Source organism: Vibrio sp. KMM 9700 (assembly GCF_058545285.1).
Genome location: NZ_CM178590.1, coordinates 669,993 through 695,067 on the forward strand (window position 1 = coordinate 669,993; position 25,075 = coordinate 695,067).

Sequence of the window (25,075 nt, forward strand, 5' to 3'; positions counted from 1 at the left end):
TTCAAAAAGATACAGATTTACAATAATTTAGCTTAATAATTTTCATTCGCGTTTGTAGGGTACGCTAAACCTAAGGGCGGTAGCGTGAATAAAGACCAAGGTTAGATGGATTTTTAACCTTTAACTGGAACAAGAATATGTTTACACAACTCACAACAGCATTTTTACTTTCTTTTGCGTATTTGGTGGTTTTTCGCCAGATTGCAAAGAAGGTTGGCTTAGTCGATAAACCCAACGCCCGCAAACTTCACCAAGGCAGTGTGCCGCTCGTTGGTGGGGTGTCCATCTTCTTCACTATCATTTCATGTTTCGTTATTTTCTATGAGATGCACATGCATATGGCCTTATATATGTTTAGCGCCGCTGTGCTCGTCATCATTGGTGTGGTGGATGACAAATATGACATCAGCTTTAAGTTTCGCCTGTGCGCACAAACCTTGATTGCTTGCCTTATCATTGCTGTGGGTGACAGAAGCTTGCATAACTTTGGTGACTTAATCGGCAATGGACAAATCTTCTTGCCCGAGTTTTTAAGCTATGTGGTGACGATTTTTGCCATTGTTGGCGCGATTAACGCCTTTAACATGGTGGATGGCATTGATGGCCTACTTGGCGGCCTAGCATGTGTGAGTTTTGCGAGTGTTGGCTTGATGTTCTACCTAGATGGAAACAGTTATTTTGCCTTTATTTGCATGATGTTTATCGCCGCGATAATCCCTTATATTGCACTAAACTTGGGCTCGCGCTTAAAAGTATTTATGGGCGATGCAGGCAGTATTTTCATTGGCTTTACAGTGATTTGGCTTTTAATTGCGGCGTCACAACTTGAACCAAGCAAGAATGTGGTGCGCCCAGTCACAGCCTTGTGGTTTATTGCAATTCCTTTAATGGACATGACAGCGATTATGATCCGCCGCGTGAAAAAAGGCCAATCGCCATTTAAACCTGACCGTGAACATTTACACCATATTTGTCAACGCGTAGGCATGAGCTCGCGTCAATCACTTTTATTTATTGTCGTGCTGGCGGCAATGTGCGCAGCGGTTGGCGTGTGGGGAGAGCTTGCGAATATCCCTGAAGTGGTGATGTTTGTGCTCTTTATGGCAATGAGCTTTGGCTACTTGTTTGCGATGATTCATGTATGGAAGTTGGTCAGCTTTACGCGCAGATTTTTGGGGATGGAGCTTAAAGGTGCTTCGGCAGACTTTTAAGTTCTGGGCTCAGACTTAGTCACAACGACAACATTTAGGGTTTAAGTTATCTGATTTTGTTTTAGCGTTTGCTTCGCGGTTTTGCCGATGCTTTGCATCTATCGCTTGTTGGCGCGCAGCAGATTCTAGCCTGTCTTCACGGCGCATTCGTTTGGCTTCTTTGTCACAGGCATCCAGGTGGCGCATCAAGGCTTTGTACTTAGCATAAAGCGTTGAAAATAACATAGTTTTCACCATTTTTATTGTTGTAATATTAATTATAACCACAGTGTTAGTATGTTGCATCAATGTGTTGAAAGTTTGAAGTTTAAGCCCTAATTGTCAAGATTGTGTGAAGATTTGTACTAGATATAATTATTATTGAATGCTTTGAAAAGATTTAAAAAATGAAAACTTATAAAAGCGATAACACTGTCGGACAAGCTGTCTTATGATGTGGCTGATCGAAGCTAGAGAATGGTTGATGATATTAAAAAACAATCTTTTAGCCGTCTGCGTCTAGATATTGTAACAAAGAGTCAGACATTACATAGTTACTATATTAGACAAATAGATTAAATATTAAGACAGAAAAATAGTCATATATGTTATTTGATTATCTTTTGAATAATATTTATGTGACTAATGGTTGTTTTAAAAGACTTGAGATAATGGTAATGAATAAGCAGTGTTATAGATACCTAATGATGAAAAAATCTACTTTTGTTTTTAAAAATTAATCTAGTAACGCTTTATCCGACATAATATAATTTATATTACATGCATTCATTTTATTTAGTATGTAGTTTTAAGGGTAACATTTTGAATATATTTATTTGCACAAAACCTATCCATTTTATTCATGCTGAAAATATTATTACTCAAGAGGGAATAAATGATTTTGAATATGCAGTACTTGATTCGTTTTCTAATGCAAAGAATTTTTATAAAAATATAAAGCTTAAAAATAATAGATGTAATTTTTTTAGTGATCAATGGGAATTATTAAGGTATTTCTTAAAATGCAAGCTTAAAGGCATAAATATTAATACATTTCATGATTGGGATTGCGATCTTTGGTCTTTTATATATAATTTATTATCGGTAGATTATTATTTATTTGATGATGGATATTATTCATATAAAAAAACACCAATAAATAAGGGATATGGGATTTTCAAATGGATAGTTAAAAAAGCATTAGGTATTCCTGATGTATGGGGAACGTCTTCGTGGGTCGATAAAATTTATGTATACCATAAAAATATTTTATATAAAGAGAAAAATATTTCTGAGAATAAAATTATCCAGATAGAATTAAATATATTTGATTTGTTAAGTAAAAATAGTATAAATATTGATAGAATATTTGACCTAGATCAGGTTGAATATTTAGAAAGTATAACAATCAATATGCTACCTAAGAACTTCACGCCTGACTTATTTCATAAGGGGCAATTATTAAAGTTTCATCCAGCCACTATAAACTATAATAGAGATTTAATAAAAAATTTCAAAATAATAAGAACGGATATTCCGATTGAAATATACCTTTATAAATTATATTCAATCAATAACAATATAAGTGTCAAAGTGTTGCATAATAGCACGTCTTCACCATTCTATATTACAATAAATGATATGCATATTAGTTATACTAATAGAGATAATAACAAAGAGTATGATAGTTTGTTTTCAAGATATATAAGTAAAGTATAATGTTTAAGTTAAAAGAAAGAAGTATGCAAGATTATATTTTATATACTTCTCTTGTTTTATTTCCGTTATTTTCTCTGTCATGGAATCAGATAATTACATATCAATATAATAAATATTTCTATGATATTATATATGTATTTTGTTTTGCTATTGGCTTAACAAAATTGATTTTAGAAAATAGAATTAAGTTAAAAAAAGATAATGTATTTTTATTTGGTTTCATATTTATTATCTTTGTTGTTTTTTCTATTCGATTTTTGTTTATATATGGTACTTCTAATGTATATCCAATTATTTATTTAATGGAAAGCAAACTGTTTATCTATGTTTTTTTGATATCACCTATTTTATTAGTTAAAAATAAAATAAAAATAGAGTCACTTGAATATTATATTTTTTCTTTCTCAATGATCTTTGTCATTAATTTCTGTCTGGATTTTTTAGTTGATGGGAATATTTGGCGACCATCAGTTATGAGTGAGGCAAATTATGATGGTGTTGTGATCATTCTTGGCTTTATTCTTCATCTAGCAATAAAAGATAGTAAAAAAGAAAAACTATCTTTACCTAGGTTAATTATATATACGTTAGCTACATTTTCGACGCTATCAAAGACTGGTATTATTTGTTATAGTTTGTTGGTTTTTATTTATTCAATTAAGAATTTAAATATTAAATATTTAATATTTTCATTGATCAGTGCTATTTTTGTTTTAAATATTTTTATTGAAAAAATTTATAATATTGGTGGTGATGGGGTTTTTTCTTTAGATCGTTTCGTTATGTGGGATGCTTTTTTTGACATAATTCGAAATGAACCAAAGTATTTTTTTTGGGGAAATACTGCTGGGATACCAATTGAATACTTTGATAATAAGATGAATTGGTATATACAGTATCAAGGTGAAAAAATTGGTGTGACCGGTTTGCATCCATATAATTTCCATTCTATGTTTTTGAGAATGATTTTTGATCATGGTGTGATTACTTTATTATTATGGTTTGGATTATTCCACTATACATTGAGAAATATAAAATATAAAAGATATATTTATCCGGTAATTATTTTATATGGTTTTTCTATGGGGCTGTTTTTTTTATCAACAGTTTTTATTTTTTTTATTTTTTCAATTCAAGTTTTAAAAAGTATCTAGTTAAGAGAGATTTATGAAGTCAAGTTTGCCTGAAGTAACATTCATCATTAAAGTTTTTGATAGGCATGAATGTGTTAAAAACCTTATATCGAGTATCCAGAAGTTTTATATTAATCCTAATATATTGATTGTTGATGATGGATTTACAAAATTTGATGCAAGTCAATATAATCTTAAGTATATAAGACTTAAACCTGACTCCGGTCTGAGTTCTGGTAGGAATATTGCTGTTAAAAATGTTGATACGGAATATTTCATTTTACTCGATGATGATTTTCTTTTTACCTCGAAAACAAAAGTGGAAAAACTCCTATCACAAGTTAAAAGTGGAGAATACGATATTGTTGCTGGATTAGTGAGTGACTTTGGTATAAAAACGCGGCATTACTATGGAACATATTCTTTAGAAAATAATATATTAACTTTAAATTTAAAAAAAACAAAAAATAAAGAAAATGAATTATATGATTTCGTTCCAAATTTTTTTTGTGCTAGGAAGGATATATCTAATATAGTTGAATGGGATAATAAGATAAAGATTCATCGTGAGCATGATGACTATTTTATTAAATGTAAAGAACATGATATACGAATAACAATAAACAAAAATGTTATTGTTGAACATTATCCAATTACATCTGGTCATTATGAAAAATATAGGAAAAGATCATCAGAGTATGAAGTATATTTTAATCAAAAACATTCTATTTCACAACGTGTAATTAATGGTCGGACATATTCACCTTACGAATATATTAAGGCATTATTATTCAGAGAAGTTTTTAATAAAAGAATTTATATTAGTGCTTATAATAAACTTTTCAATATAAGAAGTTAAGGCTTTATTTAAGTGAAAAACTCATACTACTTAATGATGGATGCAATATTAAATAACTCAAACTCTTTTTTGTATTTTTACATTGTTTCATCTTTATTTGAAAAGGAAGTCTTTGGACAGTTTAGCTACTTTATTGTAATCTTGGGACTTTTATCAATTGTTATTACATGGGGTACTAATGAAGTTTTGCAAGAGTATTCTCAGCAAGATATCGACCATAAAAAATTATTGTATAAAGTAGTTCTAGTTCGATTAGTTTTATTTTTTAGCGTTATATTATTATTTGTTATTTATGATATTCTTAGTGGAAATCGATTATCTATATTATTCGGCTTACAATCTTCCACTTGGGGATTAGTAATAATATTATCAGCATCTGGTTTTATTTTAGAACCAATAAGAACATATGCATATACAAATGGAATGTCTAAATATATATTTTGTTGTAAAGTGGTCACATTGTTAGTAACTGCTCCAGTTAAAGTATATGCAATCAAGAATCCTGAAAACATAAATATATTTCAAATATCTATTATTTACTATATTGATATAGTATTATATTATTTCTTTTGTGCAATATATTGGTTTAAGTTATCAAATGAAGTTAACGAAAAAAAATTAGTCTCAGTCATTGATATTTTTAATAAATCAACTCCCTTTGTTTTAGCTGGTTTTATTTCTATGCTATATATGAAAGTTGATCAAATAGTAATAAAGTATTATTTAGATTATTCATATTTGGCTGATTATTCTGTCGCGGTTAATTTTTCTCAATTTTGGTTGATTTTACCATCTGTATTTATATCAAGTCAGTATTCTAAAATAAGAAAATCATATCTTATAAAGCATACTATAGCTAAGTATTATTCTATTTTATATATGGTTTTGTTTAGTTCGTGTTTATTATTTGGAATAGGTTCTTCAATTATTATTAATTTTTTCTTCGAAAAATATATATCTTCTATTCCAATTGTTTGGATTTTAACTTGGAGTGGATTTTTTGTATCAGTAAGAATACTGAGTGGAAAGATATACTTAATTGATGGGTTGGGTAAGTTAACTTTTTATAGATCGATAATTGGCTTATTAATAAATTTTGTGCTTAATATTATTTTGGTTCCTATCTGGGGATTACTTGGAGCTGCTATTTCAACGCTGTTTTCGTTGTTTGTGGTTGCATTTGTTTTTGATCTTTTATCAAAAAATACGGTTTTATATTTTAATGATAAAATCTTAGGTTTTAATTTTATTCGTTTCTTAAAGAGAGCAAAATGAAAGTTTCGATTTTTAATGATACCCGTATTGATGGTCATCATGGGTGTTCACGTGTAATGCACAATTTAATTTCAGCTCTTAGTCGTAGAGGTGTTACTAAGCTTGATTTTTTTCAAGCTCATTCAAATTGGACTAATAATGAGCAAGCACGTGAGTCTATTCTTAGTTCTGATATTGTAATAATTAATGGTGAAGGTACAATTCATCATGATCGATTTCATGCTATTAAATTGTTAGAAATTTCAAGGTTTTGTAAATTTTATAATAAGCCTATATATCTTGTTAATGCCCTTTTTCAAGATATGTCAAATGTTATAAATTTACTTGATAATTTTGAATTTATTTATGTTCGTGACTCATACAGTCATTCACAGTTGAAGTCTTTGGGAGTAAAGTCAAAAGTTGTACCTGATTTAAGCTTCTTGAGTGACGTCAATATTTGTACCTTAACAAATACTAAGATAGCAGCAACTACTAAGATAGCAGCAACTTGTAGTGTTGACCCTTATAAGTCACTGATTTTAAAATCTTTTTCTGATAATAACAGTTTGGACTTTATTAATTTTTCACATGGTATAAAACCTGCTTATGATTTTAATCCATCAAATCTAAAGCGGAATTATAAGAATGCTCCTTATAGAATAATAAAAAAATTAAAGTTATATGTTGATAATAAAAAAATTTTTAGAAAATCAGTTTCTTTTGACTGTGATATTTCGATGCAAAATTATATTAGCTCTCTTGGTTTACTAGTGTCCGGTAGATTCCATGCTAACTGTTTTTCTATTAACTCTCAAACACCTATTTTGGCTTTAAGTTCTAATTCTCATAAAGTGGAGTCATTATTTTTTGATGTTGGATTGAATAAGAATAGAATTTTGGATAATGTTTCATCATTAGATCTTAGTGATATTGATAAATATAAGTATACACCTAATGAACTTGAAAATGTTAAGTTCTACACGAGCAATGCAAAGGATGAAATAAATAAAATGTTTGATGATATCATTGGTCGAGGAGTTTAGCTTGTCTAATTATCGTGAAGTTTTAGATTCAAAAATTTTTGGATATGAAAAAATTAGCTCATTACTCGAACGCAATTTTGATGCTAATATTTCGACAGTTTCTTTCATTAATCCATTTTCATATCAAATACTTAGAAATAGGATTGATTTAATTGATTCCGTAGATTATTTTTTCATTGATGGTTCTTTACTTCAAAAGTTTCATAATTTTAAATACCCACATAATGTAGTTGAACGTGTAAGTTTTGACTTTTCATCTATAGCAGGAGATGTTTTTTCTGCATCAATAAAAAATAACTATTCGGTAGGTATTATTGGAGGGAATAGTGATGAAATAAATTCAGCTAAAGAAAATCTTGTTAAGTTATATCCTTCACTTGATATTAGTTATGTTCATAATGGCTTTTTTGATGATATTGATGAAGTGATAAATAGAATTAATGAGTTATCTATTGATTACCTTATTGTTGGTATGGGGTGTCCTCTTCAAGAAGATTTTATAATGTCTTCTAGACATAGACTAATGAACGTTAAAGTTATTTTTACATGTGGCGGATTTCTTAGTCAAACTGCAATAAAACCGGACTATTATCATCCACTTATAAAAAAAACAGGATTGCGTTGGCTTCAAAGATTTATTATGCATAGTCATGTTCGTAATCGAGTATTAAAAGATTATCCTAAGTTTATGATTAGCTATTTTTCTGGCAGTGATTAACATTACTTATTACTTATTACTTATTACTTATTACTTATTACTTATTACTTATTACTTATTGCATATATGTTAATAATTTCTAACCCACCTAATGAATTCGATTCAATAATGATTAATTATTGAACATATGATGTGGTATTTTATAAACCTAATCGTATTTCTAAATATATATTGGATGTGTGGTTAATTACTGACCTATATGTAATCTTGACGGTTTTGATATCCAAAATGTTATTAAAACTATGCTAGGTGAGTGAAATAGTTCTTATATTTTTCCCTTACAGCACTTGTTCATCGTCAAAATCCATCTTTAAGTTTTCGCCCTGTAGAAACTTTACCTATTCTTTAGTAGCTGTAAATTTTTTTAATTGACCTGAGTGCCCTTTATAAAGCTATGATAACTAGGGTAACAATGAGCATTGAGTTATGATATTTCAATTGGATCTATTATTTATAGTAATAGCAATCCTAGTGAATTGATACTGAAGATAACTATCAAATAAACCAAAATAATCATGGAGCAAGAGAGCTAAATGTATTCAAACTCTATAAAAATCGCTAAAGAAGTTATTAAGACTGAAATCGATGGGTTGGCTTTTATGTCTACCAATTTAGGTGAAACCTTTTCTTTAGCTATTGGTGAAATTATTAATACTAATGGCCGTACTATCATTTGTGGAATGGGAAAGTCTGGCATTATTGGTAAAAAAATAGCTGCTTCATTTGCTAGTACAGGTACGCCAAGCTTTTTTATGCACCCAGGAGAAGCTTTTCATGGTGATTTAGGTATGGTTAAACCTGAAGATGTGTTTATTGCTATATCTAACTCAGGCGAAACCGATGAGGTTTTAAAGTTGCTTCCTTTTTTACGTGATAATGGTAATTTCATAATAGCTGTCACGGGTAATAAAAATTCTACATTATCGCAAAACTCTCACTGTCACTTAGATATCTCAGTGCCAAAAGAAGCTTGTCCGTTACAATTGGCACCAACATCTTCAACTACAGCAACACTAGCAATGGGGGATGCATTAACTGTCGCGTTAATGGAAGCCCGCAATTTTCAACCAGAAAACTTTGCAAGATTTCATCCAGGAGGTAGTTTAGGCCGGAAACTATTAAGTAAAGTTGAAGATGAAATGCAATCTGAGCCTTTACCCATCATTGAGTCGGAAGCTTCTTTTACAGATATTGTAACTGCTATTAGCATTGGACAGTTAGGTGTAGCCGTTGTTAAGATAGATAATTCTTTTGGTATAATAACTGATGGTGATATTCGCCGTACAATGGAAATTAACCAAAAAGAAGCTTTCGATTTAAAAGCTATTGATATAGCAACAAAAAATCCCTTAACCATACAAGCTAAAGCAAGAATTCATGAATCTATTGATTTAATGGAATCTAGAAAAGTGAATTTATTATTGGTTATGGATAATAACGCTCTTGTCGGTGTACTAAAAAAATAAATAAACTTATTATTTATAATATGTATTAAGACACTTGGAAGTATAAAAAGACTATTGGTTTTGTTCTTTAAATGTCATTTATTTAGCTTGTGTCAGAAATATCTCAAGCTAACTCACAAAAGACATCAATATCCCAAACACTCCAAACAGGAGCGAACACACATTTAATATCACAATGATCTGAACCAAAATGCGCCAGACGGCGAGGCCTTGGTATAGCTTTGCGGCGCGCCACAAGGCAATCAGCACAGATAGCATATAAACAAGCACCAAGGCTAATATACCAAGCATCAAGGCAAACGAAGTGCTTTGAGAAAAAATAGCAGAGATGATAGGGTTTAAAATCATCGAAGGGACAAACAAACCGAGCCAGAATGTTTTGGCAAGGCCAAAGCCGCCTTGGGTGAATTTGTCAAAAAAACCTTTGTATTCTCGCGTTAGTTGGTTTGTCATGCTGCCTCTTCTCTCATTTATGTGCGTCTAAGCTTTTGTTTCCCTATCATATACTATCTTGCCATAGATTTTCTATTGTGCCTTGTTATTCCTCATATTTTCCTGCTTTCTTGCTTTTCTAGTGACTAAGTAAGACTCAATCCATTTGAGTAATAAAGGTGTGCTCGTCATCCACAAAGGCGACATAGCCACCATGATAGATAAACACGCGCCCGCGCCCCTCAACAATGCAGGCAAGTTGTGGGTTTAAATCCTCTTTGAGTGCTTTGCTTTGGAAGGTGCCCGTATCTGTGATCTTGCCATCAAGCCGAGGCAAAAAACCATAAGCATTTTTAGCTTGATCGATAAGGCCCAATTCACTACGGGTTGAAAAGTAAGAAGGGATAGCGCCGGCTTCTTCGATAAACAAAGGTTTCAGTTCTTCAAACCCTGTGATCACTAGCCAGTCAATACCGTTGACATGATGGATAAACATAATCTTTCTCATTAATTCTAATGCCTAGATTCTATCACTATCAAAGCTCAGAATGTAGTGGCTAAACTGTCAATCGGAAAGTTATGATAAACTGGTGTGATACGCCAAAAACAAAATGTAGTAATAGGGATAACAATTATGAAATCAGAATACTTACAGGCTAACTTGCGTCTGTTATGTAGTTATGTTGGAAGCGCTACAGAGTGTTCTAGAAAGATAGGTATAAATCGTCAGCAGTTCTCTAAATATTTGAATGGATATAGTCAACCATCAATGAAAAGTCTGCGGAAAATTTGTGATTTTTTTGGTGTGGATACTGAGGAAATTTATTTAGATCCAAATGAATTTAAAGAACTTGTCTCGACTCAAAAGAAAGAATTTACACTCGATAGCATTTTAGCTCAGGGACCATCAGGGCAACGCTATGGCAATCAGATCAAAAATATGATGCTAACATCCTCAAATGCTATCGAACGATATCTGGGGGATTATTATTATTACTACATGACGCCTTCCTATACAGGCTTTATTAGTAAGGGGTTTGCTCGACTTTCCTTAATTGACGGCTTTTGTTACTCCCACTTTTATGAACATGCAGATCCAAAACAGGCGATGCTTGAAGGTGCTGAGATTGGTAAGTTTGTTGGATTAGTCTTCTTGCTTGGCGAGCGTTTGCAGATAGTCGATTATAGCGTCCATTGCCAGCGCGCCGTATCACAAACAATTCTCTACGGCGCGACTAAAGGTAACATTCATCTACTTTCAGGGCTTACAATGGGAATTCAAGGGCGTAACTCGCGCATTCCATTTACTTCGAGAGTCGTGTTTGAAAAAATTGGCGACAGTAAAAGCCTAAAAGAAAAATTAAAAGAAGTGAAACTATTAACAATAGAGGATAGCGAAGATGTTTCTACGGCTATCCTATCTCGTCTAACCTCGCCAAGCAGCCTCGATAATCCACATATATTTACGGCTGCCGAGAACTTTTAAGGGGCTAGTAAGTACCCATCACGGATAGCTTTTTCTCCTGCAACATTACCGACTAGCATTCCCGCTGTAGCTGTTCGTCTGTTCGTTCTTGAATAGACGCGGCCTGACTGGCTTGCTTTTATTTGCTCGACTTGATCGCTAATAGGATCAATAACTTCAGCAAATAACTGGCCTGCATCAATCCAATCTCCGGGCTGAACTTTGAGAACTAACAGCCCACTTTGAGTCGCTTTTAATGTCTCAACCGCGCGTAAATCAGATGATGGTGATGAATAATCAGGGGCAGCCTTAAACTGACCATCAATAACTCCTTGATCACTTAAATATTGCAAAATTGCATCGCAATCGTGTTGGGCGTATTCATCATTTACATCTGCTTGACCGCGAAGTTCTACCGTTGCGCCCATACAAGCTTGCGGCACGATATCACCATAGATAGCGTGCAAACGTTGCCACACCATATCGACACTACTGTCAAAAGGATTACCGCCTGTATTATCGGCTAACATATTGACTTCTGAGCCGAGTAAGCGCGCTAAAGGTTCGATCCCATTCCATGAATAATGCGTGCTATAAATATGCAAGATAGCCTCAAAGTCGCAATGCAAATCGAGCATGATGTCAGCATCATAACTTAACATCTGAAGTACTTTTTGTTGAGATTGGAACTCAGTTTCCACTTGCCAGTTATCTAATGAAGCCTTCATTGCGCATCGGATGATTTTTTTATTCGTTTCTAGATCAGTTGTTAGTTGATCTTCAATCTGCAACTTTATATCGTCAAAAGTATCAAAGTAGCCACGATTAAAATTCGTGCCATTTTCAAGCTCATAACGGCCTAAATGGATATCCATCAGATGCTGGTTTTGACCAATAGGGTTTGCGACCGGCACAAGAACAACTTCACCATGAATACAGTCTATCGATTCGAGCTTGCGCAATGCTTGCTTAAGCTTCCATGTAACCAACATTCCCGGCAATTCGTCAGCATGAAGAGACGACTGTATATAGACTTTTTTTCCGCGGCCTGAGTTTCCAAAATGGAAGCTATCGATGACACGTTGTGTGCCTAATACTGGAGCAATTAGTGGTGTTTTTAGATGATTCATAAAGACTTTACTTCGTAATTTAAATCAATCAAAGACAGTTAAGTGAGCTTAACTGCCTTCATTAGGTAATCTAACATCGAGTAATATTTATTCGTTGTAGAGTTTCAATTCACCGAAATATTTGGCTTGAATGCGATCATATGTCCCGTTCTTACGAATACGTAGTAGGCCTTCGTTAATCACATCAGCTAATACTTTATCGTTTTTACGAACCGCGATCGCAGAATCGGCTGGTAGCATTTCATCTTCAACACGTGTGTTCGTGAAGTCTCGATTATCGCCAGCTTCAATAAAGTTAAATTGGGCTTGAATCATATCTTGGAAAGAAGCATCGATACGCTCGTTTTTTAAATCAACGTAAATAGAATCTTGATCTTGATAGATTTTGACTTTTGCACCGTAGGGGGTAAATCGTTCACTTATGTATTCTTCTTGCATCGAGCCCATTTGTACGCCGATGGTTTTACCTTTTAAAGATTCAGCGGTCGGTTTTATATTTTCACTCGTGCGGCTTAACATTGAGGTATAGCCGGCCCACACAATATTTGTAAAGCGAACCTGTTTTTTGCGCTTTTCAGTAATGCCTAAAGAAGAGAATACAGCATCAATTTTATGGACTTTTAAGCTAGGAATTAATCCATCAAAATTAATGTTTGTCCATTCACATGTCTTGTTCATCTCTTCACAGATAGCATTGCCAATGTCAACTTCAAAGCCAACAATATCACCCTCAGGGGTCATTGATTCAAAAGGTGGAAAAGTGGCATCAGTGCCAAATCGAATTGTATCCCCATTTGCAAATGCCATTGTTGAAAACAAAGAAGCTAAGGCTAAAGGGACGATGCGAGATTTTTTCATAATTTCATCCATGATTTGTCAAAAATATTACAACTGATTTTTTACTCTATAGAGTGTCGACGTTTTAGTCTATGGGCTCATCTGAATTATATTGCAGCACAATGCCCCCCTTGAGCATCAATTAGCATCAAATCCTACTACCTCTGAAATCTAAGCGTTGAAACTAGCATGGAAATGTGAGTTGTTGCGGGTGTGAAATAGTTAGGATTGCATGAATTATTATCCTTTTTATTCAATCACTTCAAGAATCGAAGCGATGACAGATTTTGTTTGTTCATTAATCTTCACATTAGATGGCAAGCACACGCACAATTCTTCTTCAAGGCGCTTATCTGTCAATGGCGTAAACACAAGCTGACCTTTTTCAACGAACTTTTCGACATCATAAATCGTCATAAAACTCACCCCCGCGCCATCCAAAACCAAGTTTGCTAATAAATGGTAAGAATTACTGGTCGCGGCGATTTCAAAATTACTATTTTGCCTTAGTATTTCAGAATAAAGCCGAGTATGAACAGAAAGATTTATATCGGGAAAACAAATCGGCCATTGCAAACATTCGTGTAAATCAATACTTTTTGTCGCTTGAGGGAGAAGGTTAGGTAAATGCACCAGTCCTATTTTTGTTTTTTTACGCGCAGCAAAATGAATTTTTTCATTGCTGATAACGTTGAATGCAATGATAAAATCGAGCTGATCATTCATTAGCATATCCGTTAAAGTTTGAGTGTCGCCAGTTTTAAAGTGAACTCTAATATTGCCAAATTTAGACGATAACTTGTGATAAAGCATACTTAAAGCGTGATTACTTAAACACTCCACAGTGCCAATTCGAAACTGTATAAAATGAGGGCTGTGGTTTTCTTTTAAGGCTCGACGGAAGCGATTCTCTTCGGCTATCCAAGCTTGTGCCTGTTTATAGAGCGCTTGCCCTTGCTCTGTTAATTCAATCCCTTTGGGCGTTCTAAAAAATAGACGGGTTCCAAAATCTGATTCTAAAATGCTCAATTGGCGACTCAACGCGGAGGCCGAAACATGAAGCTTTTGCGCTGCTTTTCTGACCGACTCTTCCCTTGCTATCACGACAAATGAGCGAATTTCTTTGGTTAAGGCTGACATCCGTTTCCTTAGGTAATTGAATAGGTGTTCTAAATTTTAGCACGCACTGGGCGAAACATTCTAGTTTATAAAACACCAGTCCTCTCTTATAGTTCTTATATCAATAGATGCGATGAATATATTATTAGGAGATTTAAATGGAAAAGGACATTCATTACTTAAAAACAACTATCCAGTTAGCAAAGCAAAGTAAAAATCAGGGGAATCACCCATTTGGTGCTTTGTTAGTGGGGCCTGATGGTGAAGTTTTGGTTGAGTCGGGAAATACATATTTAACAGATAAAGGCGTTGGACATGCTGAGTCCAATGTCGCGCGGATTGCATCACAAAATTATACACCTGAATTCCTACAACAGTGTACGCTAGTGACGTCAGTCGAGCCTTGTTGTATGTGTGCGGGTGCGATTTACTGGTCTGGCATAGGTCAGGTCATTTTTGGTATGACAGAGAAGCGCTTGGCACAGCTAACAGGGGATAATCCTGAAAACCTAACGCTAGATCTTTCGTGTTATCAGGTATTTGAGTCTGGCCAACGCAGCGTTGTGGTGCATGGGCCATACCCGCAGTTAGAGGAAGAAATTGCAGCCGAGCATATTGGTTTTTGGTAAGCAAGGTTGTTTTGTCTGAATATGGAGATTCAAGATTATGACTATATTGGCGGTAAAAAGTAAGCACGCATCGCCCACCCAGTGTCACCCCGTCGATGCCGTGCCAACAACATCTAAGTTAATTTTATTATCCTTGCAGCATGTCATGGTGATGTATACAGGGGCAATTGCTGTGCCTTTTATTATCGGCGCTGCACTTGGGCTCAATCAACAGCAGATTGCTTATTTGATCCAAGCAGATTTGATCACATGTGGGATTGCAACCTTGATCCAGACGATCGGAATTTGGCATTTTGGTAGCCGTATGCCATTGATGCAAGGCTTAACCTTTGCCTGTATTTCACCTGCCATTGCGATTGCGAGTGACCCCACTTTGGCTGCTGCGGGCGTCGAAGATGGTTTGCGGGCGGTCTATGGCGCGGTGATTGTGTCGGGAATGTTTGGGATTTTTATGGCACCTTTTGGGCGTTATATGGTTCGAGCATTTCCCCCTGTGGTGGTGGGCTCCGTCTTAACTGTGATTGGTTTAAGCCTTTTGCCAGTTGCTATTCAATATTCAGAAGGTGGTTATGTTGCTGATGCGGGTGATCCAAAATACATAGGGCTAGCATTTGCTGTGCTGGGGATTATTATCGTTGCCAATTTATTTGGCAAAGGTTTTATTAAAAATATATCAGTCTTAATTGGAATCGTTGCTGGGGTTGGGATAGCGGCTAGCATGGGCATGTTAGATGTCTCACATGTGAGCCAAGCGCAAAGTTTTGCCATGATTGAGCCTTTTTATTTTGGCACGCCAACTTTTCATATCGCGCCTATTCTCACCATGATACTAGTCATTGCGATCACTTGGGTGGAGTCAGTGGGGGACGCAATTGTTGTGGGTGAAATGGTAGATAGAAAACCAGATGATAAAACGATAGCGCGTTTAATTCGCGCGGATGGGCTTTCAAGCATGATTGGCGGTATTCTCAATTCATTTCATTACACTGCTTTTTCTGAAAATGTTGCTTTAATCAGTATCACGAAAGTGAAAAGCCGTTGGGTGATCGCGCTGGCAGGGATATTTTTGATTTTGTTAGGCATGTCGCCGTGGCTTGCTGCTATTGTGTCATCGATTCCTAAGCCTGTGGTCGGTGGCGCTGGTTTTATTATGTTTGGTAGCTTAGTTGTTGTTGGCATCAAAACCTTAAATAAGATTGATTTTGAAAACACTTATAATAACTTTGTAATTGTTGGTTTAAGTATTTCAATGGCGATGATTTCAATTCTTAAGCCGGATTATTTCCAGTTTATGCCTGAATGGTCACAATTGTTTTTTAAATCTCCAGTGATTATGGGGGCGTTAACTGCCATTTGCTTAAACTTTCTGCTAAATGGGCTAGCAAAGAGTGAGGGTGTAGAGAAATCTTAAATCAGGATTAAATAAAGATCTAAGCAGGTGCCATTGGTATCTGCTTTTTTTATATATCTAATAAACACATACTAACATGGCGGTTAAAATTTGTGCAATTGCACTGAAATGAGCCATAACGATTTCATGTGTATTAATTAATCTTGGTTGAGTGTTTGTTGTTAAAATGTTTATTCTTGGTTAAATTTATGGCCTGTAAATTGCATATTCTAAATTTGAAACACTAAAATCGTACAAGCCGAGACGGCCCGGAGGTAGTTCATCTACCAACGCTTCTGGACGGCCAGATAACACTTAGATTTCAAATTAGGAGAATGTTATGCCGGCGTATGGAAACGTTAAGGAAAAACAAACTGCATTTAAGCAGATCCCTCTCGTTGATATTAGCTTATTATCTTCAGCTAAACTTTCGGATCGACAATTTGTTGCTCAGCAATTAGGCATTGCCGCGAGTGAAGTGGGATTTATATATATCAAAGGCCATGGAATTTCGCGAGATATTATCGATCAACTCAAGGTCAAAACACACGAATATTTTTCGCAACCTCTCGATTTAAAAATGCGTGATTACATAGGGAACTCAGTTAACCATAGTGGTTATGTACCAGAAGGAGAGGAGCAACTAAATACGGAGACTTCCGTTGTTGATAAAAAGGAGTCTTACGATGTTAATTTTGATTATTTAGCTGATACTGGTAGGAGGCCAATGCTTGGGCCGACTCAATGGTCTGAATTTCCAGGGTTTAAACAAACCGTCAAGGCTTATTATGATGAGGTATTAGCTTTAAGCCATTTGTTATTTAAAGGTTTCGCTTTAGCGCTAGGACTTGCTGAGGATACTTTTGAAGCGCTTGTCAAAAATCCGCCCAGTCAGCTACGATTAATTCACTACCCATATAATCCAGCGCTTAAAGATGACCGACCAGGGATCGGCGCACATACTGATTATGAATGCTTTACGATTCTTCTGCCAACAGCGCCAGGGTTGGAAGTTTTAAACGGTGAAGGACAGTGGATTGACGCGCCATTAATTGACGATACTTTTGTCATTAATATTGGTGATATGCTTGAAATCTTAAGCAACGGACGTTTTATTGCAACTTCTCACCGAGTCAGGAAGGTTGCGCAAGAACGTTACTCTTTTCCACTTTTTTGTGCCTGTGATTACGACACGGTTATTTCCCCGCTTAGTGAACTTATCGATCCTACCTGCCCGAATCGTTATGAGCCTCTTTCCTGTGGTGAGCACCTTTATGCTCAAACAATTCAATCCTTTAGCTATCTTAAAAAACGTCTTGAAGCAGGTGAAATTATGCTTCCAAGCGGTTCTAGGGACTTATCTTCTTTTGGACAATTGGCTCAAAAGGAGGCTGTTTAATGAATTTAAATGAACTGCTTTTAACGCATGCGCAGAAATCTAGGCAAGGCGTACCAGACTGGATGCTTGGTTATTTTAAGCGTTATGCAATTAGTTTTGCGAATGGTGATACTGATCTGGATACGATTGTATGTTGGTTGCAAAGTCGCAATTTCACCATAGATCTGCGTTTACCTATTCAAAGCGATCAAGTTGTTGCGAAATCACTGAAGGATTATTCGCATAATGAATTATTAGTACTGGCAGATTATGAGGGTTGGGAAGCCGACTGCGTGTGGCAGGAGGAGGAGGAGACCTTGAGCTGGCTTGAGACAGAAACCTCACTTCAACTTCATAATCGTTGGATTGAACCGGGGATCCTCCAGCGTTTTGGTAACTGCATGATCGAGACATCGCCTAACGGAACTTATGTTGAAGATTGGCGGTTACAACCTTCAACACCTGGTCCATTGATGGGTTTGAAATTAGTCGAAGAGCGCGTGATTGAAACTGGAGAGGTTCGACATTGCGGAGGTGGTTTAATCGTTTGTGGTGATTATGCAGGCCTTGTTTTAGGGCGCTCAGAGCCAATCAATTCACAGATAAAATATAACGCTATGCGTGAACTGGTGATGAATGCACAAGGAGATGAAGCAGCATTAGCTCGTTTGTTTAACTTTGAAACCTCTGTGGCGAAAGGAGATCTAACCACTGGTTTTAAGGTGATATTTTCAACAAATGCACACCGACTTGAAGAAGATTTGTTCCCATTAGATGGCTTTGAGGTTGTCGAAACGAGTGGTTCCGAAATTCGTACTATTCGCCAAGTGCTTCAGTGCCAAGGGGAAGTGTGTGAGCGAATCTTCACAGTTGATACGCTTGAGCCAACAGTTGATTTTCAGCAATCGACACCTTTTACAGCTGAATCCAAAGCATGGTTTGAACGAGAAAAACAAACATTAACTCGTTACACAAAGCCACTAATTTAGTCTTCTTATTTCAAAATTAACTGCTCATAGGGGTCACAATGATAAATTTTAAATCTATTTATAAGAGATTCATTATCGTATGTATCGCAGTACTAAGTTTAACCACTACGTCATATGCAAGTGAGAAAAAGCAAAACTTTAAAGTTGCATGGTCAATTTACTCAGGATGGATGCCTTGGGGCTATGCAACTGAACATGGAATTATTGATAAATGGGCGAAAAAGTACGGCATTCATATCGAAGTTGTGCAAATGAACGATTATATAGAATCCATCATCCAGTATACGGCCGGAAGTTTTGATGCATGTGGCATGACAAATATGGATGCTTTAACCATCCCTAGCGTCAGTGGCGTGGATACTACAGGGCTTATTCTTGGCGATTATTCAAATGGTAATGATGCGATCTTATTAAAAGAAGGTAAAACTCTTTCTGATATTAAAGGGCAAAATGTCAACCTAGTTGAGCTTTCAGTTTCGCATTACTTATTGGCTCGTGCTTTAGATATTTATGGCATGTCTGAAAGAGATGTGAAGATAGTTAATACTTCAGATGCAGATATAGTTTCAGCCTTTGAAACGCCAGATGTCACCGCTGCAGCAGTTTGGAATCCTCAGCTTAGTATGATCACAAAACAATATCCTGATGTTGCTTCTGTGTTTAATTCTTCTGAAATTCCGGGCGAGATTATTGATATGATGGCGGTGAATACAGAAGTTTTAAAAGCAAACCCTGACTTTGGAAAAGCTTTAGTCGGAGCTTGGTTTGAAACTATGCAACTTATGTCTGCGGATACTCCTGAGGCGAGAGCAGCGCGAACTGTAATGGCGAAAAACTCAGGTACTGATCTTGCTGGCTATGATGCGCAATTAAAACTTACTCAAATGTTTTATACACCGAAAGCAGCACTTGAATTTGTTAATAATCAAACCTTACATGAAACCATGGATAAAATTAGAGTTTTTTCATTCAACAAAGGTTTATTCGGTGATAATACGAGCAGCCCAGATGTTGTCGGCATAGAGTTCCCAGACGGCACTGTATTAGGCGATACTCAAAACATTAAACTCCGTTTTGATGCAAGTTTTGTCGAAATGGCGCAAGAGGGGACGTTATAATATAGATGTAAGATATTTCTTATTCTATCTATAGTGCGATTAAAAGTGTCTCAGTCTGTCAGAGGTGAGACACTTTTTGTTTATATCTGATAATCTTTATAACTATAAAGGCTAGCCCTGCATTATATTTTTATATTTGATGTCGTCTCTATATAATTCATGAAACACTTGGTACTTTTTATCGTAGAAGCGCTTCATTTTTTCCGTTTGAGGCATGATCACCTTGCTGATGCGGCTCATTGCATTCATTGCATCAGGGATATCAGAATGAAAACCAGAAGCTACGGAGCCCAGCATAGCCGAGCCTAGTAACACAGCTTCACTTTCTTCGGGTAATAAAATCATACACCCTGTCGCATTGGCATGCTCTTGCAGAAAGATTGGATTTTTAGTTCCTCCCCCGCACGCCATGATGGTATCGATGGCATAACCTGCCTGATTCATGACTTCAATAATATGTCGTGTTCCAAGTGCTATACCTTGAATACTAGATAGATACTCTAATGCCATATCGTCAATGCTTTGTGACATGGTTAAGCCTGTTATCGTACCGGTTAAATGTGGGTCAGCTCTTGGTGAGCGATTACCATGAAAGTAGGGCAACACATGTTTATTCTGGGTTAAAAAGGCAATTTCATCCTTGGTACCGGCTAAGTGTAATAAATGCTCATTGAGTATTTGGTAAACAGTTTTAGCTTGTTTATTCGCAAGTTCTAATACTTCATGGTAGCGAGGATGCGATGTGATGATATGGTCAATTAATGCACCAGTTGCAGACTGACCACCTTCATTTAACCAATAGTTTGGGATCATCGCGCTGTAATAGGCGCCCCAGACTCCATCTATAAACTTGGCAGTTTTAGATACCGCCATATGACATGATGAAGTGCCACCAATTAAAGCTAATCTTTTATTAAAGTCAGCTTTTTCACCTGTAATACCCGCTGCTCCCAATACGCCAATGCCACCAGCATGCGCATCAATAATGGACGTTCCAACTGCTGTTCCCTTAATCAGCCCTAAATCAGCAGCGGCATGAGCGGTTAAGCCATTACCAACCGGATGACCCATTGGAAGAATGTTTTCTCCAATAGCTTGCGCATTGTTTTCTAATAAATCAGCTAAACCTATTTGTTCGAAAAAATGCTTATCCCATTTATTTTCATGTCCAAGATATGTCCATTTACATACTGTTGAACATAAAGAACGGCTAGCTGTATGTGTGGCTTTCCAAGTTAAAAAGTCCGGTAAGTCAAAGAAGTAACCAGCTTTTGACCAAGTGTTTGGGATGTGTTGTTTTAGCCATAAGAGCTTAGGCATTTGCATTTCGGGCGAGATACGGTTTCCGACATAGGCTAGAACAGGGTGATTGGTTGCATTAATACGTTCTGTTTGTTCAATGGCTCGATGATCCATCCACATAATAATATTTTGTTCGCTACGCCCATCTGGGCTTACCGTAATTGGTTTGCCTTCATTATCCAATACAACTAATGAGCAAGTAGCATCAAAGCCAATACCTTTGACTTGAATAGGATCAATATTAGCTTTTGCGATCGCATCTTTTACGGCTAAACAAACCGCTTGCCAAATATTTTCAGAAGACTGCTCAACAAAATTAGCTTTCGGTTTAAAGATTAAAATGTCGCGTTTTGCCTCGCCAATTTTTCTACCTAAGGAATCGAAAATACCCGCTCTTGCACTGCTGCTGCCTACATCCACGCCGATAAAGTAAATACTCATATTACTCTCCCTTAAGCTTTATTCTTTTGTAAAAAGATAAATAAAATTAAAATACCACCCCATAACGCCATGGTGAGGTAACTACTGATCCCTAAAAGATTAAATCCACTTTCTAAGGTCTGTAAGACTATCAGTGCAAGAGTGATTCCTATTATGCGGCCAAATCCACCATCAGGATTAATACCACCTAACACTGAAGCAAGAATGGCAATGAGCAGGTAAGACTCACCATATCCTGCTTTAGCAGAGTTGAATTTTGCCATCATCAAAATAGCGGCAACCCAGCATAGAATTGATGAAATAATATAGACATAAATGATTGCCTTTTGAGTATTGATACCAGAAAAACGCGCAGCTTTTTCGTTTGAACCCATTAGATAAATAATTCTTCCAAGACTGGTATGCTCTAAAATCCCCCATAATCCAACTGCTATCAGCGTAAAAAGCATAATAGGAATTGGGATCCCTAAAAATGAGCCACTACCAACTATCAGTAATGCGTCTGGAAACCCTGATATAACACTGCCGCCAGAGATTAATACATTTAAGCCATTCATGAGGGTCATGGTACCTAGGGTCGCTAAAATAGGAGATACGCCAATATATGCAATTAAGCTCCCATTAATGATTCCAATGCAGATCGCCGCAGCTAATCCAGCAACTAAAGCTAAGATTAAAACCATAGGGTTGGTTGGGGATATGGTTAGGATGCTGGCCATGATAAGGCCGCAAGCATTGGTCGTCGCGATAATTGAAAGGTTAATGCCGCCAGTTAGCATACACATGGCCATAGCAAAGGCAAAGAGTCCAAGTAGTGGCATTTGGGAGGCCATCGATTGCCAATTTTCAATAGAAAAAAAAGAAGTGCCAACGCTACTACCCATTACAATAAAAATACCGAGTAAGATTGCTAATAGATATAGAATATTTTTATCTAAGGATGATTTAAGTCTCAGTTTCATATGCGTTTCCCTCCTTGTACTGCCTGTTTTCTTTCATTGATTGCCGTCAGGCTGATACTCACTACAATGATGAAGCCTGTGACGACTGTGTGCCAATAAGAAGGTACGCTTAAAAGTGTTAATCCATTTTTGATAATAGCTAATAAAATGACCCCTAAAATGACGCCTAGCAGGGTGCCTTTTCCGCCTGTCATGCTTGCGCCGCCTAAAACTACCGCGGCTAAAACGGTTAATTCAAACCCCATCAAAGCATTTGGTGCCACAGATTGCGTAATTTGAGTTTGAACGACTGATGCGACGCCTGCTAGTGCGCCCATATATCCGTAGGCAAATAAGTTTATTCCGAGCAAGCTGATCCCAATTCTACTTGCTGCATCTGAATTTCCTCCGACAGCATAAATTTGTCGACCTAAACGTGTTTTATTCATTAGAAATGAGGTGAAAATAATCGCAGCAGTTAAGACTAAAATAGGTAGTGTAAGCCCATAGTCATAGCCGTCATTTGCGGTAAAGCTAAATAGTTCAATACCAGTCATAAACCATTCTGGAAAACCATATAGCCAATTGCCATCTGTAACGTAAATTAATAATCCAAAGAATATATTGAGAGTCGATATTGTGATGATGATAGATGGCACTTTTAAGCGGTAGACTAGTAACGCATTAATTAGGCCAAGCAGGGTACCGACGATAGCTGCTATAGCAAAAGCGATGAAAAAATTTCCACCGATATTAAGTAAGTAGGTTGCAGTGACATATTGTGCAATAGAAGCTGTGGCTGGAAATGATATATCAATGCCACCCGAAATTAACACGACAAACAATCCGCAAGCCATAATCCCTAATAAAGCGGAGCTGGTGGTCATGTCAAATATATTACCAAGGGTCAAAAATTCTTCAGATATACTGATTAAGGCCAAAACAATGATTGTAATAATGATGAATAAATAAAATTCATGTCGCTTGCTGAGCGATTGCAAAGATAACTTATGCATTAACAGCCTCCATGATTTCTTGCTCTGTTGAATCAAAAGGCAGAAACTCATGGGTTAAACGCCCATCTTTCATAACCATGATACGGTGACTATTGTGGTAAACTTCTGGGATCTCATCACTGATTAAAATAATAGCCATTCCTTGCTTGGCTAGCTCTTGGACTATTTTATAAATGGCTTCCTTATTGCCAACATCAACACCTACAGTTGGTGAGTCAAGGATCAATATTTCCGGATTTGCGGCTATCCATTTTGCAATCGATATACGTTGTGCATTGCCGCCAGATAAACTCGTAACGGGTAAGAGAGGATCTGCGACTTTAATGGATAATGATCCGATGAGTTCGCTGACGAGCGCTGCAGCTTTGGGGTGGTTAAATAAGCCTGACTTTTTCTTGAGCTTGTTGAGAACGGTTGAAATTATATTATCGCGTATGGGCTGCGCCATGACTAAGCCTGTTGTCATGCGATCTTCAGATACATAACCAATCCCATGCTTTATCGCATCTTGGTTAGAATTAAATTTAACTTTTTGACCTTTAATGTAGATTTCACCAGAATCTGGTTGAGTCATGCCAAACAAGGCTAAACATAACTCTGTTCGGCCAGAACCTAATAGACCGGTAATGGAAAGAATCTCTCCTGCTCGTACGGCGAAAGAGATATCATGAAATTGCGCTTCTTTTTGGAGTGCTTTGACCGCTAGTTTAACTTCGCTCTGCGTTGTTTGTAACGGGAGAGGTTCAAAGGTGAACCTTTGTCCTGTCATTAAATAAGCAAGCTCGTCACTATCTACCTCATCGACAGCGTAGGTGCCGACAGTTTCGCCATCACGAATGACTGTGATCCTATCTGAAATTTCCATAACTTCATCTAGCTTATGGCTAACAAATACCACTGTGACACCTCTAGATTTTAGATCCGCAACCACATTGATGAGTTGATTAACCTCTGTTCGAGTCAACGAAGCTGTAGGTTCGTCCATGATCATTAGCTTTGCGTTTGAAGCAATCGCGCGGCAAATTGCGACTAATTGGCAAGCAGCAATAGATAAATCTTCAACATTTTTGTCAAGTGGCAAAGAGACGCCAACAATATTCATGGCATCTAAAGCCATTTGGCGCATTTTCTTTTTGTTTACCAATCCTTTAGTCCAATTTATGTGATCATGGATGGCTATGTTTTCTGCCACACTTAGGTTTGGAAACAAGGAGAGATCTTGGTATATAACTTGTATGCCATGTTCAATCGATTGTTGTGGTGTTAAACGAGAATAGGATTGTGTGCCAAGTTCAATAATTGCACCTGGTTCTGGAGCATGGACACCTGAAATTACTTTAAATAATGTGCTTTTTCCACAACCATTTTTTCCCGCAAGACAATGAACCTCACCTTTATTAAAAGTAAGGTTTATATTTGAGAGTGCTTTCACCGAGCCAAAATGTTTTGAAATGTGCTTTAAGGTTATAAAAGGGACATGAGACATAGGAATTTCCCCTAAAA

General features: G+C 36.4%; 24 protein-coding genes. 14 read left to right on the forward strand and 10 right to left on the reverse strand.

The window, feature by feature from the left end; all coding sequences use genetic code 11:
• Positions 1 to 137 precede the first annotated feature (137 nt).
• The gene (gene wecA / locus AC2VOY_RS14180) at positions 138 to 1,211 is read left to right on the forward strand and encodes a UDP-N-acetylglucosamine--undecaprenyl-phosphate N-acetylglucosaminephosphotransferase (RefSeq protein WP_491833224.1); all 1,074 of its coding nucleotides are present in this window, start codon (positions 138 to 140) and stop codon (positions 1,209 to 1,211) included.
• 15 nt (positions 1,212 to 1,226) lie between these two features.
• Here the strand turns inward: wecA and AC2VOY_RS14185 are convergent, their stop codons facing one another.
• The gene (locus tag AC2VOY_RS14185) at positions 1,227 to 1,436 is read right to left on the reverse strand and encodes a hypothetical protein (RefSeq protein WP_491833225.1); all 210 of its coding nucleotides are present in this window, start codon (positions 1,434 to 1,436) and stop codon (positions 1,227 to 1,229) included.
• A gap of 576 nt (positions 1,437 to 2,012) precedes the next feature.
• Here AC2VOY_RS14185 and AC2VOY_RS14190 point away from each other — a divergent pair.
• The 7 genes from AC2VOY_RS14190 to AC2VOY_RS14220 all read left to right on the forward strand — a co-directional run bounded on the left by AC2VOY_RS14190 (position 2,013) and on the right by AC2VOY_RS14220 (position 9,385).
• Positions 2,013 to 2,909: a hypothetical protein gene (locus AC2VOY_RS14190; RefSeq protein ID WP_491833226.1), complete on the forward strand. Its 897-nt coding sequence runs from the start codon at positions 2,013 to 2,015 to the stop codon at positions 2,907 to 2,909.
• Between the two features lie 23 nt (positions 2,910 to 2,932).
• On the forward strand, positions 2,933 to 4,063 hold the full coding sequence (locus AC2VOY_RS14195; protein WP_491833227.1) for an O-antigen ligase family protein: 1,131 nt from the start codon (positions 2,933 to 2,935) through the stop codon (positions 4,061 to 4,063).
• Between the two features lie 13 nt (positions 4,064 to 4,076).
• Positions 4,077 to 4,901 (forward strand): glycosyltransferase family 2 protein, encoded by an 825-nt coding sequence (locus tag AC2VOY_RS14200; protein ID WP_491833228.1) that lies wholly within the window; start codon positions 4,077 to 4,079, stop codon positions 4,899 to 4,901.
• Positions 4,902 to 4,913: 12 nt separating this feature from the next.
• Positions 4,914 to 6,176 carry an oligosaccharide flippase family protein gene (locus tag AC2VOY_RS14205; protein WP_491833229.1) on the forward strand — a complete coding sequence of 421 codons (1,263 nt, stop codon included), beginning with the start codon at positions 4,914 to 4,916 and terminating at the stop codon, positions 6,174 to 6,176.
• Complete coding sequence (locus AC2VOY_RS14210; RefSeq protein WP_491833230.1) at positions 6,173 to 7,201, forward strand: polysaccharide pyruvyl transferase family protein; 1,029 nt, start codon at positions 6,173 to 6,175, stop codon at positions 7,199 to 7,201. The genes AC2VOY_RS14205 and AC2VOY_RS14210 overlap by 4 nt, the downstream gene beginning before the upstream one ends.
• Position 7,202: 1 nt before the next feature.
• The gene (locus AC2VOY_RS14215) at positions 7,203 to 7,919 is read left to right on the forward strand and encodes a WecB/TagA/CpsF family glycosyltransferase (protein ID WP_491833231.1); all 717 of its coding nucleotides are present in this window, start codon (positions 7,203 to 7,205) and stop codon (positions 7,917 to 7,919) included.
• 533 nt (positions 7,920 to 8,452) lie between these two features.
• Entirely contained in the window at positions 8,453 to 9,385 is a 933-nt protein-coding gene (locus tag AC2VOY_RS14220) for a KpsF/GutQ family sugar-phosphate isomerase (RefSeq protein ID WP_491833232.1), read from the forward strand.
• A gap of 108 nt (positions 9,386 to 9,493) precedes the next feature.
• Here AC2VOY_RS14220 and AC2VOY_RS14225 read toward each other — a convergent pair whose 3' ends face one another.
• Positions 9,494 to 9,838 (reverse strand): hypothetical protein, encoded by a 345-nt coding sequence (locus AC2VOY_RS14225; protein ID WP_491833233.1) that lies wholly within the window; start codon positions 9,836 to 9,838, stop codon positions 9,494 to 9,496.
• Between the two features lie 136 nt (positions 9,839 to 9,974).
• Entirely contained in the window at positions 9,975 to 10,313 is a 339-nt protein-coding gene (locus tag AC2VOY_RS14230) for a cytosolic protein (protein ID WP_491833234.1), read from the reverse strand.
• A 138-nt stretch (positions 10,314 to 10,451) separates the two neighbouring features.
• On the opposite strand from AC2VOY_RS14230, the gene AC2VOY_RS14235 reads away from it, so the two are divergent.
• Positions 10,452 to 11,303 (forward strand): helix-turn-helix domain-containing protein, encoded by an 852-nt coding sequence (locus AC2VOY_RS14235; protein WP_491833235.1) that lies wholly within the window; start codon positions 10,452 to 10,454, stop codon positions 11,301 to 11,303.
• Here the strand turns inward: AC2VOY_RS14235 and AC2VOY_RS14240 are convergent.
• From AC2VOY_RS14240 to AC2VOY_RS14250, 3 genes are all read right to left on the reverse strand, one after another.
• On the reverse strand, positions 11,300 to 12,412 hold the full coding sequence (locus tag AC2VOY_RS14240; RefSeq protein WP_491833236.1) for a succinylglutamate desuccinylase/aspartoacylase family protein: 1,113 nt from the start codon (positions 12,410 to 12,412) through the stop codon (positions 11,300 to 11,302). The genes AC2VOY_RS14235 and AC2VOY_RS14240 overlap by 4 nt on opposite strands.
• An 87-nt stretch (positions 12,413 to 12,499) precedes the next feature.
• Entirely contained in the window at positions 12,500 to 13,270 is a 771-nt protein-coding gene (locus AC2VOY_RS14245; RefSeq protein ID WP_491833237.1) for a transporter substrate-binding domain-containing protein, read from the reverse strand.
• A 228-nt stretch (positions 13,271 to 13,498) separates the two neighbouring features.
• Positions 13,499 to 14,389 (reverse strand): LysR family transcriptional regulator, encoded by an 891-nt coding sequence (locus AC2VOY_RS14250; protein WP_491833238.1) that lies wholly within the window; start codon positions 14,387 to 14,389, stop codon positions 13,499 to 13,501.
• Positions 14,390 to 14,526: 137 nt separating this feature from the next.
• Here AC2VOY_RS14250 and AC2VOY_RS14255 point away from each other — a divergent pair, with 137 nt between their 5' ends.
• The 5 genes from AC2VOY_RS14255 (at position 14,527) to AC2VOY_RS14275 (ending at position 19,872) form a co-directional block, all read left to right on the forward strand.
• On the forward strand, positions 14,527 to 14,997 hold the full coding sequence (locus tag AC2VOY_RS14255) for a nucleoside deaminase (RefSeq protein WP_491833239.1): 471 nt from the start codon (positions 14,527 to 14,529) through the stop codon (positions 14,995 to 14,997).
• A 37-nt stretch (positions 14,998 to 15,034) separates the two neighbouring features.
• A complete protein-coding gene (locus tag AC2VOY_RS14260; RefSeq protein WP_491833240.1) occupies positions 15,035 to 16,408 on the forward strand; it encodes a nucleobase:cation symporter-2 family protein in 1,374 nt (457 codons plus the stop codon).
• A 319-nt stretch (positions 16,409 to 16,727) separates the two neighbouring features.
• Entirely contained in the window at positions 16,728 to 17,786 is a 1,059-nt protein-coding gene (locus AC2VOY_RS14265) for an isopenicillin N synthase family dioxygenase (protein ID WP_491833241.1), read from the forward strand.
• Positions 17,786 to 18,754, forward strand: coding sequence for a hypothetical protein (locus AC2VOY_RS14270; RefSeq protein WP_491833242.1), 969 nt, complete (start codon positions 17,786 to 17,788; stop codon positions 18,752 to 18,754). The genes AC2VOY_RS14265 and AC2VOY_RS14270 overlap by 1 nt, the downstream gene beginning before the upstream one ends.
• Positions 18,755 to 18,792: 38 nt before the next feature.
• Positions 18,793 to 19,872: a putative urea ABC transporter substrate-binding protein gene (locus AC2VOY_RS14275; protein ID WP_491833243.1), complete on the forward strand. Its 1,080-nt coding sequence runs from the start codon at positions 18,793 to 18,795 to the stop codon at positions 19,870 to 19,872.
• A 111-nt stretch (positions 19,873 to 19,983) separates the two neighbouring features.
• Here the strand turns inward: AC2VOY_RS14275 and AC2VOY_RS14280 are convergent, their stop codons facing one another.
• From AC2VOY_RS14280 to AC2VOY_RS14295, 4 genes are read right to left on the reverse strand one after another with little or no spacing between them, the layout of a single operon-like run.
• Positions 19,984 to 21,615, reverse strand: coding sequence for an FGGY-family carbohydrate kinase (locus AC2VOY_RS14280; RefSeq protein WP_491833244.1), 1,632 nt, complete (start codon positions 21,613 to 21,615; stop codon positions 19,984 to 19,986).
• 11 nt (positions 21,616 to 21,626) lie between these two features.
• The gene (locus tag AC2VOY_RS14285) at positions 21,627 to 22,577 is read right to left on the reverse strand and encodes an ABC transporter permease (protein ID WP_491833245.1); all 951 of its coding nucleotides are present in this window, start codon (positions 22,575 to 22,577) and stop codon (positions 21,627 to 21,629) included.
• Positions 22,574 to 23,572 (reverse strand): ABC transporter permease, encoded by a 999-nt coding sequence (locus tag AC2VOY_RS14290; protein ID WP_491833246.1) that lies wholly within the window; start codon positions 23,570 to 23,572, stop codon positions 22,574 to 22,576. The genes AC2VOY_RS14285 and AC2VOY_RS14290 overlap by 4 nt, the downstream gene beginning before the upstream one ends.
• Complete coding sequence (locus tag AC2VOY_RS14295) at positions 23,565 to 25,058, reverse strand: sugar ABC transporter ATP-binding protein (protein WP_491834145.1); 1,494 nt, start codon at positions 25,056 to 25,058, stop codon at positions 23,565 to 23,567. Before AC2VOY_RS14295 ends, AC2VOY_RS14290 begins: the two co-directional genes overlap by 8 nt.
• Positions 25,059 to 25,075 lie beyond the last annotated feature (17 nt).

Excerpts from the sequence above, each read along its gene's own strand:
- wecA (WP_491833224.1), top strand. The coding sequence starts at position 138 with ATGTTTACACAACTCACAACAGCATTTTTACTTTCTTTTGCGTATTTG.
- AC2VOY_RS14185 (WP_491833225.1), bottom strand. The coding sequence starts at position 1,436 with ATGTTATTTTCAACGCTTTATGCTAAGTACAAAGCCTTGATGCGCCAC.
- AC2VOY_RS14195 (WP_491833227.1), top strand. The coding sequence starts at position 2,933 with ATGCAAGATTATATTTTATATACTTCTCTTGTTTTATTTCCGTTATTT.
- AC2VOY_RS14200 (WP_491833228.1), top strand. The coding sequence starts at position 4,077 with ATGAAGTCAAGTTTGCCTGAAGTAACATTCATCATTAAAGTTTTTGAT.
- AC2VOY_RS14210 (WP_491833230.1), top strand. The coding sequence starts at position 6,173 with ATGAAAGTTTCGATTTTTAATGATACCCGTATTGATGGTCATCATGGG.
- AC2VOY_RS14220 (WP_491833232.1), top strand. The coding sequence starts at position 8,453 with ATGTATTCAAACTCTATAAAAATCGCTAAAGAAGTTATTAAGACTGAA.
- AC2VOY_RS14225 (WP_491833233.1), bottom strand. The coding sequence starts at position 9,838 with ATGACAAACCAACTAACGCGAGAATACAAAGGTTTTTTTGACAAATTC.
- AC2VOY_RS14230 (WP_491833234.1), bottom strand. The coding sequence starts at position 10,313 with ATGTTTATCCATCATGTCAACGGTATTGACTGGCTAGTGATCACAGGG.
- AC2VOY_RS14235 (WP_491833235.1), top strand. The coding sequence starts at position 10,452 with ATGAAATCAGAATACTTACAGGCTAACTTGCGTCTGTTATGTAGTTAT.
- AC2VOY_RS14240 (WP_491833236.1), bottom strand. The coding sequence starts at position 12,412 with ATGAATCATCTAAAAACACCACTAATTGCTCCAGTATTAGGCACACAA.
- AC2VOY_RS14245 (WP_491833237.1), bottom strand. The coding sequence starts at position 13,270 with ATGAAAAAATCTCGCATCGTCCCTTTAGCCTTAGCTTCTTTGTTTTCA.
- AC2VOY_RS14250 (WP_491833238.1), bottom strand. The coding sequence starts at position 14,389 with ATGTCAGCCTTAACCAAAGAAATTCGCTCATTTGTCGTGATAGCAAGG.
- AC2VOY_RS14255 (WP_491833239.1), top strand. The coding sequence starts at position 14,527 with ATGGAAAAGGACATTCATTACTTAAAAACAACTATCCAGTTAGCAAAG.
- AC2VOY_RS14260 (WP_491833240.1), top strand. The coding sequence starts at position 15,035 with ATGACTATATTGGCGGTAAAAAGTAAGCACGCATCGCCCACCCAGTGT.
- AC2VOY_RS14265 (WP_491833241.1), top strand. The coding sequence starts at position 16,728 with ATGCCGGCGTATGGAAACGTTAAGGAAAAACAAACTGCATTTAAGCAG.
- AC2VOY_RS14270 (WP_491833242.1), top strand. The coding sequence starts at position 17,786 with ATGAATTTAAATGAACTGCTTTTAACGCATGCGCAGAAATCTAGGCAA.
- AC2VOY_RS14275 (WP_491833243.1), top strand. The coding sequence starts at position 18,793 with ATGATAAATTTTAAATCTATTTATAAGAGATTCATTATCGTATGTATC.
- AC2VOY_RS14280 (WP_491833244.1), bottom strand. The coding sequence starts at position 21,615 with ATGAGTATTTACTTTATCGGCGTGGATGTAGGCAGCAGCAGTGCAAGA.
- AC2VOY_RS14285 (WP_491833245.1), bottom strand. The coding sequence starts at position 22,577 with ATGAAACTGAGACTTAAATCATCCTTAGATAAAAATATTCTATATCTA.
- AC2VOY_RS14290 (WP_491833246.1), bottom strand. The coding sequence starts at position 23,572 with ATGCATAAGTTATCTTTGCAATCGCTCAGCAAGCGACATGAATTTTAT.
- AC2VOY_RS14295 (WP_491834145.1), bottom strand. The coding sequence starts at position 25,058 with ATGTCTCATGTCCCTTTTATAACCTTAAAGCACATTTCAAAACATTTT.